At 53.7% G+C, this 12,155-nt stretch carries 14 protein-coding genes; 4 read left to right on the forward strand and 10 right to left on the reverse strand.

Features of this window, described 5'->3' with window-relative positions; genetic code table 11:
* The first annotated feature begins 143 nt into the window (after window positions 1-143).
* Both AOY23_RS02150 and AOY23_RS02155 read left to right on the forward strand, forming a co-directional pair.
* Window positions 144-485, forward strand: a complete 342-nt coding sequence (locus tag AOY23_RS02150; RefSeq protein WP_054178205.1) for a helix-turn-helix domain-containing protein — start codon at window positions 144-146, stop codon at window positions 483-485.
* On the forward strand, window positions 475-1,815 hold the full coding sequence (locus AOY23_RS02155; RefSeq protein ID WP_054178206.1) for a type II toxin-antitoxin system HipA family toxin: 1,341 nt from the start codon (window positions 475-477) through the stop codon (window positions 1,813-1,815). The genes AOY23_RS02150 and AOY23_RS02155 overlap by 11 nt, the downstream gene beginning before the upstream one ends.
* 145 nt (window positions 1,816-1,960) lie before the next feature.
* Here AOY23_RS02155 and AOY23_RS02160 read toward each other — a convergent pair whose 3' ends face one another.
* The 10 genes from AOY23_RS02160 to AOY23_RS02205 all read right to left on the reverse strand — a co-directional run bounded on the left by AOY23_RS02160 (window position 1,961) and on the right by AOY23_RS02205 (window position 8,765).
* Window positions 1,961-2,947, reverse strand: a complete 987-nt coding sequence (locus AOY23_RS02160; RefSeq protein WP_054178207.1) for a glutathione S-transferase family protein — start codon at window positions 2,945-2,947, stop codon at window positions 1,961-1,963.
* 79 nt (window positions 2,948-3,026) lie between these two features.
* On the reverse strand, window positions 3,027-3,419 hold the full coding sequence (locus AOY23_RS02165; RefSeq protein WP_054178208.1) for a DoxX family protein: 393 nt from the start codon (window positions 3,417-3,419) through the stop codon (window positions 3,027-3,029).
* 229 nt (window positions 3,420-3,648) lie between these two features.
* On the reverse strand, window positions 3,649-3,948 hold the full coding sequence (locus AOY23_RS02170; protein ID WP_054178209.1) for a YqjK-like family protein: 300 nt from the start codon (window positions 3,946-3,948) through the stop codon (window positions 3,649-3,651).
* Window positions 3,945-4,343 carry a phage holin family protein gene (locus AOY23_RS02175; RefSeq protein ID WP_054178210.1) on the reverse strand — a complete coding sequence of 133 codons (399 nt, stop codon included), beginning with the start codon at window positions 4,341-4,343 and terminating at the stop codon, window positions 3,945-3,947. The genes AOY23_RS02170 and AOY23_RS02175 overlap by 4 nt, the downstream gene beginning before the upstream one ends.
* On the reverse strand, window positions 4,343-4,648 hold the full coding sequence (locus AOY23_RS02180; RefSeq protein WP_054178211.1) for an ElaB/YgaM/YqjD family protein: 306 nt from the start codon (window positions 4,646-4,648) through the stop codon (window positions 4,343-4,345). Before AOY23_RS02180 ends, AOY23_RS02175 begins: the two co-directional genes overlap by 1 nt.
* A gap of 29 nt (window positions 4,649-4,677) precedes the next feature.
* Window positions 4,678-5,046: a DUF1090 domain-containing protein gene (locus AOY23_RS02185; RefSeq protein ID WP_054178212.1), complete on the reverse strand. Its 369-nt coding sequence runs from the start codon at window positions 5,044-5,046 to the stop codon at window positions 4,678-4,680.
* A gap of 147 nt (window positions 5,047-5,193) precedes the next feature.
* Window positions 5,194-5,577 carry an EnvZ/OmpR regulon moderator MzrA gene (gene mzrA, locus AOY23_RS02190; RefSeq protein WP_054178213.1) on the reverse strand — a complete coding sequence of 128 codons (384 nt, stop codon included), beginning with the start codon at window positions 5,575-5,577 and terminating at the stop codon, window positions 5,194-5,196.
* On the reverse strand, window positions 5,567-6,241 hold the full coding sequence (gene yqjA, locus AOY23_RS02195) for a DedA family general envelope maintenance protein YqjA (RefSeq protein ID WP_054178214.1): 675 nt from the start codon (window positions 6,239-6,241) through the stop codon (window positions 5,567-5,569). The genes mzrA and yqjA overlap by 11 nt, the downstream gene beginning before the upstream one ends.
* 324 nt (window positions 6,242-6,565) lie before the next feature.
* Window positions 6,566-7,342 (reverse strand): transcriptional regulator ExuR, encoded by a 777-nt coding sequence (gene exuR, locus AOY23_RS02200; protein ID WP_054178215.1) that lies wholly within the window; start codon window positions 7,340-7,342, stop codon window positions 6,566-6,568.
* Between the two features lie 124 nt (window positions 7,343-7,466).
* Complete coding sequence (locus tag AOY23_RS02205; protein WP_054178216.1) at window positions 7,467-8,765, reverse strand: MFS transporter; 1,299 nt, start codon at window positions 8,763-8,765, stop codon at window positions 7,467-7,469.
* A 471-nt stretch (window positions 8,766-9,236) separates the two neighbouring features.
* On the opposite strand from AOY23_RS02205, the gene uxaC reads away from it, so the two are divergent.
* Window positions 9,237-10,649 carry a glucuronate isomerase gene (gene uxaC, locus AOY23_RS02210; RefSeq protein ID WP_054178217.1) on the forward strand — a complete coding sequence of 471 codons (1,413 nt, stop codon included), beginning with the start codon at window positions 9,237-9,239 and terminating at the stop codon, window positions 10,647-10,649.
* 18 nt (window positions 10,650-10,667) lie between these two features.
* Window positions 10,668-12,155: a UxaA family hydrolase gene (locus AOY23_RS02215; protein ID WP_054178218.1), complete on the forward strand. Its 1,488-nt coding sequence runs from the start codon at window positions 10,668-10,670 to the stop codon at window positions 12,153-12,155.

Raw genomic sequence — 12,155 nt, forward strand, 5'->3', positions numbered from 1 at the left:
CCAGTCAGTAAAGCAACTGACTGGCTGTTTTATGTGGCTTTTCTGATGATATGCCATTGCAGCCAGGTTATGTCTGTTTGAAAAATAGTCTAATGCACCTTAAAATGAGCATTAAGTCTTTAGTGCGTGTTTTAAGGTGCAATATGAAGCGTACACAGCAGGATTTATTACCTTCTGATTTAAGCCGCCAGCTATCTGAGCTGGGCTATGTTCTGGCGCAAAGTCGCATTGCGCGAAAAATGCCGCAGGCAGAAGTCGCGGTGCGCGCCAATATCAGCCGTAATACCGTCAGTCGGATAGAGAATGGTGATGCAGGCGTCGCTATCGGTCAGATTCTGCGGTATCTCAGTGTTGTTCGGCCCGGCGCAACGCTTGCCGATGTTATTGGGAAGAAGGATCACGCCGTACAGGCGGTTAAGCGTCTTCAACGTCCCCGGCGCGCACGACCACTGAGCAACAAGGAGTTGGAAGAATATGATTTCTGAGAGCGCGTTGCTGGTACATGCATTTTTACCTGGCGCAACGGAGTCTGTCCCGGCCGGAAAATTGCATTTACAGGAAGATGGTGCTGACCTTCTGGCCTCGCGTTTTGTCTATGGCCTTAAATACCTGAAAAGAAACGGAGCAATTGAAATCGATCCTGTTGGGCTGGGTATGTTGCAGGGCCAACAGGTAGCAAAACAGGCGCTATTTGCGCAGGAGTCAACACTGTTTGGTGGGATCCGGGATGCCGCGCCAGATGCCTGGGGACGCCGGGTTATTGAAGCTAAAAAACGTGTTCCGGCGAACTCATTACCTGAATCGGTATATCTGCTGGAGGCCGGGCCAAACCGGACGGGGGCTTTGGATATCACCCATGATGGGCTGCCATCCAGAGATCTTGATACCTCCACGGATATAAAATTCCTGGGATACCTGTTTGATGCCGCGGAGAGAATCGAGAATGGCGCGCCTTTACCTGCCAACCTGCATGGGATATTTGATGCGGGTTCCAGTATGGGGGGGATGCGGCCAAAAGCGACGGTGGTTGTAGAGGATGAGAGCCATTGGCTGGCGAAGTTCTCTTCCCGTACCGATCGCGGATTTTGCTACCCGGCAATCGAACACGCGACGTTGCGTCTTGCTGATGCGGCGGGGCTTCACGTCCCTGAAACGCGTCTTGAAGAGATTGGACCGGGGCGTTTCGCCATGCTGATCAAACGTTTTGACCGCGTGGGTCAGGGAGACAATACCGGCAGGCGTCATTTTGTCTCCGCGCTCACCTTGATGAACATTCACGAAATGGCTTCGGTCGAAAGCAGTTATGCGGAACTGGCGGATGCGATGCGCAGACATCTCGGTGCTGACAATCTCTCAGACGACCTGCGGGAGCTATTCTGCCGAATGGTATTTAATATCCTGGTTAATAATGATGATGATCACCTGCGTAACCATGGTTTTGTGCTGATGGAATCACCAGCACAGGATCCAGTGAGAGGGGCTCAGGAACCGCAGGGCGATGTTGCTTTGGCATGGCGAATCAGTCCGCTTTATGACGTGGTTCCTCGTCCGGTGCATTCTCATCATCGTCGACTTCACTTAGGGGTTGGTGCAAATGGCAAAGAAGCCACGCTGGGTAATGCCGTTTCCTGGTGTGAGCGCTTTGGATTAAGCCGTGCTGATGCTAGTGCAGAGATTGATCGAATCTGGCGAGTGGTCAGGGAGTGGCGTAACCATTTTGAGGCATGCGGTGTAACAGGAGGCGATATTGATGCCGTAAGTTCTGCGTTTTTGCACGCCCGTTATTTGGGAGGAACTGATGTTGGAATTACTTAACTGCACCTTAAAACGTGCATTAACCGAATAGTGCGCGTTTTAAGATGCATTAAGTGAGTTTAAAAAATGGCAAAGTAACACTCAGGGTTGACTTTGCCAAAAATATCAACTGATCGGCATTACATCGAAAGATGCCCTTTTGCTTTTACCGGAACCGGCTGTCGCGGCCGTGAGGCTCGTTGAGATCCTGCCACGGGCCGATGGAGATAATTCCCGTCGGGTTAATGGTCTTGTGGCTGCGATAATAGTGGTTGCGGATATGGGCGAAATCGACCGTTTCGGCAATTCCCGGTATCTGATAGATATCGCGCAGGAAACCGTACAGGTTCAGATAATCGCTGATGCGATGCTTGTCGCATTTAAAATGGGTGACATACACCGGATCAAAGCGTACCAGCGTGGTCCACAGGCGAATGTCCGCTTCCGTCAGGCGATCACCAGTCAGATAACGATGCTGGCCGAGAATTTGTTCGATACGTTCCAGCGATTCAAACACCTTCGTCACGGCTTCATCGTAAGCCTGTTGGCTGGTGGCGAAACCGGCTTTATAGACGCCGTTATTGACGTTGTCGTAAATCCAGCTGTTCAGCTCATCGATCTGGCTGCGTAATTCTGTCGGGTAGTAATCCCCCGCTTTCGCGCCCAGACTGTCGAATGCGGTATTGAACATACGGATGATTTCCGCAGATTCATTGCTGACGATAGTGTGGTTCTTTTTATCCCACAGTACCGGCACGGTGACGCGCCCGGTGTAGTGCGGGTCGGCGTGCAGATAAAGCTGATACAGAAATTCATGCTGGTACAGCGAATCGCCGGTCGCTGCCGGGAAATCGTCATCAAATGTCCAGCCATTTTCCAGCATCAGCGGGTTCACCACCGACACTGAAATAAACGGCTCCAGCCCTTTCAGTTTGCGCAGGATCAGCGTGCGGTGCGCCCACGGGCAGGCAAGGGAAACATAAAGATGATAGCGATCTTTTTCGGCGGCAAAACCGCCCTCGCCGGTCGGGCCGGGAGCGCCATCCGCGGTCAGCCAGTTGCGAAAGGCCGAAACGGAACGTTTGAAACGTCCCCCGGTTGATTTTGTGTCATACCAGGTGTCATGCCAGACGCCGTCAATCAGTTGTCCCATAACAATCTCCTTTCTTGATTCGCGGATAGCCAAAGCGAGGAGAACGCTCCTCGCCTTGAACTTTATTCAGTATAAGCGCTTACCACTTTTTGTTCAGCGCACGGTCGATGCTGATAGCGCCCGGACCGGAGATAGCCAGCAGCAGGAAACCGCCTGCGATGGTCAGGTTTTTCATGAACATCAGCGAGTTCACGCCTTCCGCAAAGTTGCTGTGGAACAGCAGGGCGGTCAGGATGGTGAAGATGGCCGTGATCAGCGCCGTGGTACGGGTCAGGAAACCGAACAGAATCGCCAGACCGCCGCCAAACTCAAGCAGAATGGTCAACGGCAGCAGTGCGCCCGGAACACCCATGGCTTCCATGTATTGTTGCGTGCCGGCATAGCCAGTGATTTTTCCCCAACCTGCGGTGATAAACAGGATCGGCATCAGAATACGCGCTACCAGAACACCAACATCTTCTAATTTTTTCATTTTACTCTCCAGAAAACCCCATGGGCGGCTGTGTTGATTTAGTGTGCAATTTCGCGGGGATACCGCGTTGTTGCTGTCGATGGAGGGGAGTGTAAACGTGACGAAGATCGAATGTAAGCAAGGAAAACTGTCGATCTCTTTCAAAGAATCTGAGCAACCGGAACGGCGTGCATAAAAAGGCCCGATAAGCGATGCGCTATCAGGCCTGAAGGGGAAGGGCTGAGGGGTTTTAGCCGCGCAACTGCTGCTCGCGCACGGTGGCTTTGATGAGACGCCAGGCGCTCCAGATGCCGAGGCCGCGTTTCGCCCAGCGCACCAGGAATCGCGGATGGCGAACAGTCCAGATGGTTGCGACGCTGCTGCCGACCAGTATCCATGAACGCAGGTTTAACACTGTGTTCCAGCCGCGATCATAACTGTGAGTAGCATCCAGCCAGTCACGGCGGCTGGCGGACAGGTCCAGCCGCTGTTGCTGAATGCGACTCAGCAGCCGCGCTTTGCGCCGCTGAAGCTCCAGTTTGTGACTCATGATCTTTCATCCTCAAGCAGTTCACGATCGTTCGCCAGCTCTTTGCGCGTATGGCGCAACAGCGTGGAACGACGTGCTTTGCGAAGGGTCCAGATCCCGCCGATGAGCGCGGCCAACAGCAGAACGACTGTCGTGGCGATCATGGCATTCAGGCGATATTGCGGATCGATGGCCCAGATCACCAGCACCATCAGACTCATCAACCCAAACGCCGCGAACAGCATGGTCAGTCCAAGCATCAACAGCATCTGGAAGAGATTGGCCTTCTCCTCTTCCAGCTCGAGCACCGCCAGTCGCAGACGGGTTTCGACCATCTCGACCACCAGCGTGACGATGCGCTGTCCAATGCCCAGAATGCTTTTGCCGGGGCCTTGTGCGTGTGGTTCAGCCATCATCAGCGACGCGTCAGCAGAACGCCCAGCACCACCCCAACCGCTGCGCCGATGCCGACGCCCGTCCACGGGTTATCACGCACGTATTCGTCGGCGCGGGCCGCGGCTTCGCGGGTCTGTTTGGCGATGGCATCTCCGGTTTCCCCAAGACGATGGCGGCTGTCGTGTAAAGCCCGCTCTGCTTTGCTGCGCAGCTTGCTGATCTCTTCTTTCGATTTATCGCTGGAGGAGTTCAGCACTTCTTCCAGGGTATCCGCCAGGGATTTCAGTTCAGCACGTAGATTTTCTGCAGTGGTATCTTTAGCCATGATGCTCTCCTGTTCGTCGTTCCATTAAATCAGTAATCACGCGACTCCAGCGCTTTCAGCTCGTCCTGCGCCTCGTTGAGTTTGCGTTCACGTTTGTCGATTTTGTCCGCATCGCCTTTCTGTTTAGCTTCATTCAGTTCCTGCCGACGCTCAGCCACTTCATCCTTCTGTCTGGCGATTTTTTTCTGATGATCAGCAAGCACCTGACGATCACTACAGTGAGCATTCACCTCGTTCAGCGCTTTTTTCAGGCCGTTGATCCTGTTCTGGTTGTGATGCTTTTCGGCATAGCTGATTTCACGCTGTATATTCTGTGCCTTTTCCTGACAGGGAGAAGCAGCCCAGGCACCTGCGCTAAGAGAGACGAGTGCTAATGCAATGACGATGCGGTATTTCATGTCTGAAACCTTCCATTGTTATGGGCCGTTTTACGACATAGCCCGTTCCAGTGAATCAATGACTTCTGGCGTCTTCCGCATACAAAGCATAGTAACTATACGGTAAATCACCAAAAAACAGGGTGCGTTTCGGAATCCTCTAAGGAATCAGCCGAGACGGTGTGCGTTATCACGCAGGCGGGAAATCCACAGCGACGCGGGGGTGTCATCGTCCAGTTGCGCCACGATATACCCCTGTGGCAATGAGCGATCCAGCACCTCTTTTGCCGCGCTGCTTTGCGCTCTGGAATCAAATTTAATCAACAGGGTATCGTCTTTTGGCGTGATGCTTTTGAAGCGAATGCCGTTGGCGTCAAGGTGATGCCAGATGAAAAAACCGTCCGGCATACTGGCGCCCTGACCCGACGGGCGAATCGCCAGCGTCGATTCACGATGCTGGAGCGCCGCCCATACACAGATGGCGAGCAGGAGCAGAATGACGGCGCCAGTCCCGAGGGAAAACCAGCGCAGCGTGTGACGGTTAATCACCATGATTGGCCAGTTTTCCGTATTTCTTTTTCCACAGGACGATCAGCGAACCGAGCAGACCAATAACCAACAGCACCACCGGCAGCAGCATCAGACAGGACATCAGCGCGTCTTCGTACTTCTGGAATACCGGCGTTTTGCCCAGCGCGAAGCCGAGCGTGGTCAGAATCAGCACCCACAACAGGCCGCTCATCCAGTTAAAAAACTGGAAACGGGCGCTGCTGAGACCGGACAGCCCGGCGATGGTCGGCAGCAGGGTGCGGACGAAGGCGATAAAACGGCCAATCAGCAGGGCGGAAAGGCCATGTTTATGGAACAGATGGTGCGCGCGCTGGTGGTAATGCGCGGGCAGATGGGAAAGCCAGTTTTGTACAATTCGCGTATTGCCCAGCCATCGCCCCTGAATATAACTGAGCCAGCAGCCGAGACTCGCGGCGACGGTCAGCAGAAGGATGGTGTGCGGATACCCCATCGCGCCTTTGGCGATCAGCACGCCAACCAGCACTAATAAACTGTCGCCAGGCAAAAAGGCGGCAGGCAGTAACCCATTCTCAAGGAACAGGATCATAAACAGCACAAAGTAGAGCATGCCGATCATGGAGGGATTCGCCAGAGTTTCGAAATCCTGGTTCCATAACGCATGCAATAATTGGGTAAATAGTTCCATTCAGGTTTCCCGGTACATCGATTAACGTCGCGTTTGAACGCGGTTTCAGGATTCGGCGACATCGTCATTTTAATTATGGTCGCAGCAACGCGTTCCAACTAATCCATGTTTTAGGTCTGAGCCAGCAAAAACTGCCTCAAGGAACGACAAAAAGCATCTAATTGTAACAAAGCTACTCAAGTCTCGTCAGAGATTTTGCAGTTTGTTGAGGATAGATTTTGCGGGTTGTGGGGGAACGTGGCGAGGGTATTTACACAGGCTGACATTATTTATATTTAACTGACGCGCAAGGCACAGCGGCGTGCGCGTCAGTCAGTAAATGGTTTATTTTACGCCGCTGGTCGCGGTATCGAGATGGACCACCGGATTTTCCGCGAACAAGTAACGGTCGGCATTGAATTCAAAGTCATCGCTGGTCTCGTTAAACAGCATCAGCTTGGTGTTTTCCAGATGCTGCCACATCGCCAGTTTCGCCGCGTGCGGATCTTTACGAATCAGCGCCTTAAGGATTTGATCGTGATCGTCGCACCAGTTATCAACGGTGCGCAGATCGATGTGATCGTGCAGTTTTTTCCAGTACGGGTTATGAACGCGCTGAGTCCACATTTTTTCAACGATAGCGGCCAGAGCGGTGTTCTGGGTAGCGAGCGCCACCTGCACATGGAACTGGAGATCCCATTCGGAGTCGCGGAAGCATTTCTCTTTGCGCGCATTCTCCTGGATTTCCATCAGTTTCATGATGTCCTGCTTGGTGACCTGCGTGGCGGCAAATTCGGCGATATTGCTTTCAATCAGCTGGCGCGCCTGCAGCAGTTCGAAGGGGCCGTAGCTGGCGAATTCAAGGGATTCGTCCGGCGCCTGGTAATATTTAGGCTGGCTGGAAATCACGTGGATCCCCGAGCCTTTACGCACTTCGACGTAGCCTTCAACCTCAAGCATGATAATCGCTTCACGCACCACCGTTCGGCTGACGTTTTTCTCATCGGCAATAAAACGTTCAGCAGGCAGCTTATCGCCAACCAGATAAACTCCTTGCTCAATGCGGCTTTTTAGCTCGGCAGCGAGTTGTTGATACAAACGGCGTGATTCTGTGACTTCCATATGCGCTCCAGGCAAGGTACGGCACCATTGATTTGTTATACCACTTTTGTTGCCTGTGCTCCATTATTCTTGTCACGAAAAAGCCGTCATAAAGACGGCTTTTGTCGGGAAAACGCTGCGTTCGCTAGCTTTGCGTCGCGGTATCTCCCACACCACTATTCGGAGTTTCCGCCGCTGGTCTGTTTTGCAGCACCGTCCAGATCACCAGCGCACCCAGCAGATCAAACACCGCCAGCACAGCAAACAGCGGGCTGAAACCGATGGTATCCGCCAGCGCACCGACCACCAGTGCGAATAGCGTACTGGCTGTCCATGCCGCCATACCGGTCAGGCCGTTAGCGGTCGCCACTTCGTTACGACCAAAGACGTCGGAAGACAGAGTGATTAATGCGCCTGACAGCGACTGGTGAGCGAAGCCACCAATACACAGCAGCATAATCGCGACGTACGGGCTGGTGAACAGACCGATCATGCCTGGGCCAATCATCAGCAGCGCGCCCATGGTCACCACCATTTTACGGGAGACGATCAGGTTGACGCCAAACCAGCGCTGGAACAGCGGCGGCAGATAACCCCCGATGATACAACCGAGATCCGCAAACAGCATGGGCATCCAGGCGAACATCGCAATCTCTTTCAGGTTAAAACCATACACTTTAAACATGAACAGCGGGATCCACGCATTGAACGTCCCCCATGCGGGTTCTGCGAGGAAACGCGGCAGGGCGATACCCCAGAACTGACGGGTGCGCAGGATCTGCCACGGCGACATTTTCTTCGCATTGTTGGTCTGGTGCTGTGCTTCCTGACCATTGATAATGTACTCGCGTTCTTCTGTGGATAATTTTTTCTGATCACGCGGGTGTTTGTAGAAAATCAGCCATGACATGGCCCACGCAAAGCTCAGCACACCAGAGATGATGAATGCCATCTGCCAGCTATGCATCACAATCGCCCACACCACCAACGGCGGCGCAATCATCGCACCAATAGAGGAGCCGACGTTGAAATAACCCACCGCGATCGAACGTTCTTTTGCCGGGAACCATTCAGACGTGGCTTTCAGACCTGCGGGGATCATTGCCGCTTCCGCTGCACCGACCGCACCACGCGCCAGTGCCAGGCCACCCCAGCTGCCTGCCAGTGCTGTCGCGCCGCAGAAAACGGCCCAGAAAACAGCAAACATGGCGTAGCCAATTTTGGTGCCGAGAATGTCCAGCACATAGCCAGCAACCGGCTGCATAACGGTGTACGCAGCAGAGTAGGCTGCAATAATGTATGAATACTGCTGGGTAGAGATGTGTAGCTCTTCCATCAGCGTTGGCGCTGCGGCCGCCACAGTGTTACGGGTCAGGTAACCCAGCACGGTGCCCAACGTCACCAGTGCGATCATGTACCAACGTAACCCTTTAATTTTACGCATGTAAAACCTCATCGTTATGTTATATCCGCATCCTGCGCGACCATCATCCATTCCAGGGCGAAGGAGGTGATGTAACGGTGGGCGAAGCCGAAAAAAAATCCGGTACGGCCCGAACCTTGCCATCAGTGCTTGTGCTTAATTCGGTATCCGTACCGGTGAGTCCGATCAAAGACGTCTCGGAAATGCATTCCGTCGGCTTATATGTTGCGACGGCAGAACGATAACTTGTCATACAACTTTAAAAGGTGAGTGACATCACAAATGCTGGAATCTTAATGTGGTCTTTCAGCATGGCTCTGCAAGCCAGAGCTGGCGCGGCTTGCCATGCAAATTACCACTTTCGGAGTGGTTTTTTTGTCAGGGTTTATTGATCTAACTCACGAAAAAATTCTCTGGCGCTGGAAATTGGTGTGATAACTTTGTCAGCATTACAGATAAATATCTGACGCACTCGTTTAGAGGAAGACGCAAATGATGCCGTTTATGACTGAAGATTTTCTGCTTGATACCGAATTTGCCCGCCGTCTGTACCATGACTACGCGAAAGACCAGCCGATTTTCGATTATCACTGCCATCTGCCGCCGCAACAGGTCGCGGAGAATTATCGCTTCAAAAACCTGTATGACATCTGGCTGAAGGGCGATCACTACAAATGGCGCGCGATGCGCACCAACGGCGTGCCGGAGCGCCTGTGCACGGGCGATGCTTCCGATCGTGAGAAGTTTGACGCCTGGGCCGCGACAGTGCCGCACACGATCGGTAATCCGTTATACCACTGGACGCATCTCGAACTGCGTCGTCCGTTTGGTATTACAGGTAAGCTGCTTTCGCCGTCCACCGCGGACGAAGTCTGGAATCAATGTAACGACCTGCTGGCACAGGACAAATTCTCCGCCCGTGGGATCATGAAGCAGATGAATGTGAAGATGGTCGGCACGACCGATGATCCTGTTGATTCGCTGGAACATCACGCGGCCGTCGCCAAAGACAGCAGCTTTGACATCAAAGTGCTGCCGAGCTGGCGTCCGGACAAAGCCTTTAACATCGAACTGGCGACCTTCAACGACTACATGCACAAACTGGGTGAGGTCTCTGACACCGACATCCGCCGCTTTGCCGATTTGCAGACCGCGCTGAGTAAACGTCTGGATCACTTTGCCGCCCACGGCTGTAAAGTGTCTGACCACGCGCTGGACGTGGTGCTGTTCGCCGACGCGACCGACGCAGAGCTGGACAGCATTCTCGCCCGCCGTCTGGCCGGTGAAACACTTAGCGAGCACGAAGTCGCCCAGTTTAAAACTGCCGTGCTGGTCTGGCTGGGGGCAGAATATGCCCGTCGCGGCTGGGTGCAGCAGTACCACATCGGTGCGCTGCGCAACAACAACCTGCGTCAGTTCAAGCTGCTGGGGCCGGACGTGGGCTTTGACTCCATCAACGACCGCCCGCTGGCGGAAGAGTTGTCAAAACTGCTCAGCAAACAGAACGAAGAAAACCTGCTGCCGAAAACCATTCTCTACTGCCTGAACCCGCGCGATAACGAAGTGCTGGGCACCATGGTCGGCAACTTCCAGGGCGAAGGTATGCCTGGCAAGATGCAGTTTGGTTCCGGCTGGTGGTTTAACGATCAAAAAGACGGTATGGAACGTCAGATGACGCAGCTCGCGCAACTGGGTCTGCTGAGCCGCTTTGTTGGCATGCTGACTGACAGCCGCAGTTTCCTTTCCTATACCCGCCATGAATACTTCCGCCGTATTCTGTGCCAGATGATTGGCCGCTGGGTTGCTGCAGGTGAAGCACCGGCGGATATCCAGCTGTTGGGTGAGATGGTGCGTAATATTTGCTTTAACAATGCGCGTGATTACTTCGCCATTGAACTGAACTAAGCCCTGAGGTTGGTTGATATGCAATACATTAAGATCCATTCGCTGGATAACGTTGTTGTCGCGCTGGCTGAGATGGCCGAGGGCACAGTGGTGACGGTTGACGGGCAGACAGTAACGCTGCGTCAGGACGTCGCCCGTGGCCACAAGTTTGCGCTGCGTGAGATAGCGAAAGGGGAAAACGTCATTAAATATGGTCTGCCGATTGGTCATGCGTTGATGACTATCGCGCCCGGGGAACATATTCACTCCCACAATACGCGAACCAATCTGAGCGATCTGGACGAGTATAGCTATCAACCTGAAACGCTGGCGGCCATTGCGCCGTCGGCGGATCGCGATGTGCAGATCTACCGTCGCGCCAGTGGCGATGTCGGCGTGCGTAACGAACTGTGGATCCTGCCGACGGTGGGCTGCGTTAACGGTATTGCGCGGCAGATCCAGAACCGCTTCCTGAAAGAAACCCACGATGCCGAAGGCACCGATGGCGTCTTTCTCTTCAGCCACACCTATGGCTGCTCGCAACTGGGCGACGACCATGTGAATACCCGAACCATGTTGCAGAACATGGTGCGTCACCCGAATGCGGGCGCGGTGCTGGTGATTGGTCTCGGTTGCGAAAACAACCAGGTCGATGCGTTCCGCGAAACGCTGGGTGAGTACGATCCTGAGCGCGTGCACTTCATGGTATGCCAGCATCAGGACGATGAAGTGGAAGCAGGGTTAGAACATCTGCATCAGTTGTACGAAGTGATGCGTCACGACGTGCGTGAGCCGGGGAAACTCAGCGAACTGAAGTTTGGTCTGGAATGTGGCGGCTCTGACGGGCTGTCCGGCATCACCGCCAACCCGATGCTGGGCCGTTTCTCCGACTATTTGATCGCAAACGGCGGCACCACCGTGTTGACGGAAGTGCCGGAGATGTTTGGCGCTGAACGCATTCTGATGAGTCATTGCCGTGATGAATCCACGTTTGAAAAAACGGTCACCATGGTGAATGACTTCAAACAGTATTTCATCGCCCATAATCAGCCCATTTACGAAAACCCGTCGCCGGGCAACAAAGCCGGTGGCATTACCACGCTTGAGGAGAAATCCCTCGGCTGCACGCAAAAAGCGGGCTCAAGCGAGGTGGTTGACGTGCTGCGTTATGGCGAGCGCCTGAAAACGCGCGGTCTGAATCTGCTGAGCGCGCCAGGCAACGACGCGGTAGCGACCAGCGTATTAGCGGGAGCCGGCTGCCATATGGTGCTGTTCAGTACCGGTCGTGGCACGCCGTACGGCGGTTTTGTCCCAACAGTAAAAATCGCCACCAACAGCGAGCTGGCGGCGAAGAAAAAGCACTGGATCGATTTTGATGCCGGACAGTTGATCCACGGTAAACCGATGGCGCAACTACTGGAGGAGTTTGTCGATACGATCGTTGATTTCGCTAACGGCAAACCAACCTGCAATGAGCGGAATGACTTCCGCGAACTGGCGATCTTTAAGAGTGGTGTAACACTTTAA

The sequence above is a fragment of the Trabulsiella odontotermitis genome, assembly GCF_001297775.1.
In the GTDB taxonomy this organism is placed as follows: domain Bacteria; phylum Pseudomonadota; class Gammaproteobacteria; order Enterobacterales; family Enterobacteriaceae; genus Trabulsiella; species Trabulsiella odontotermitis.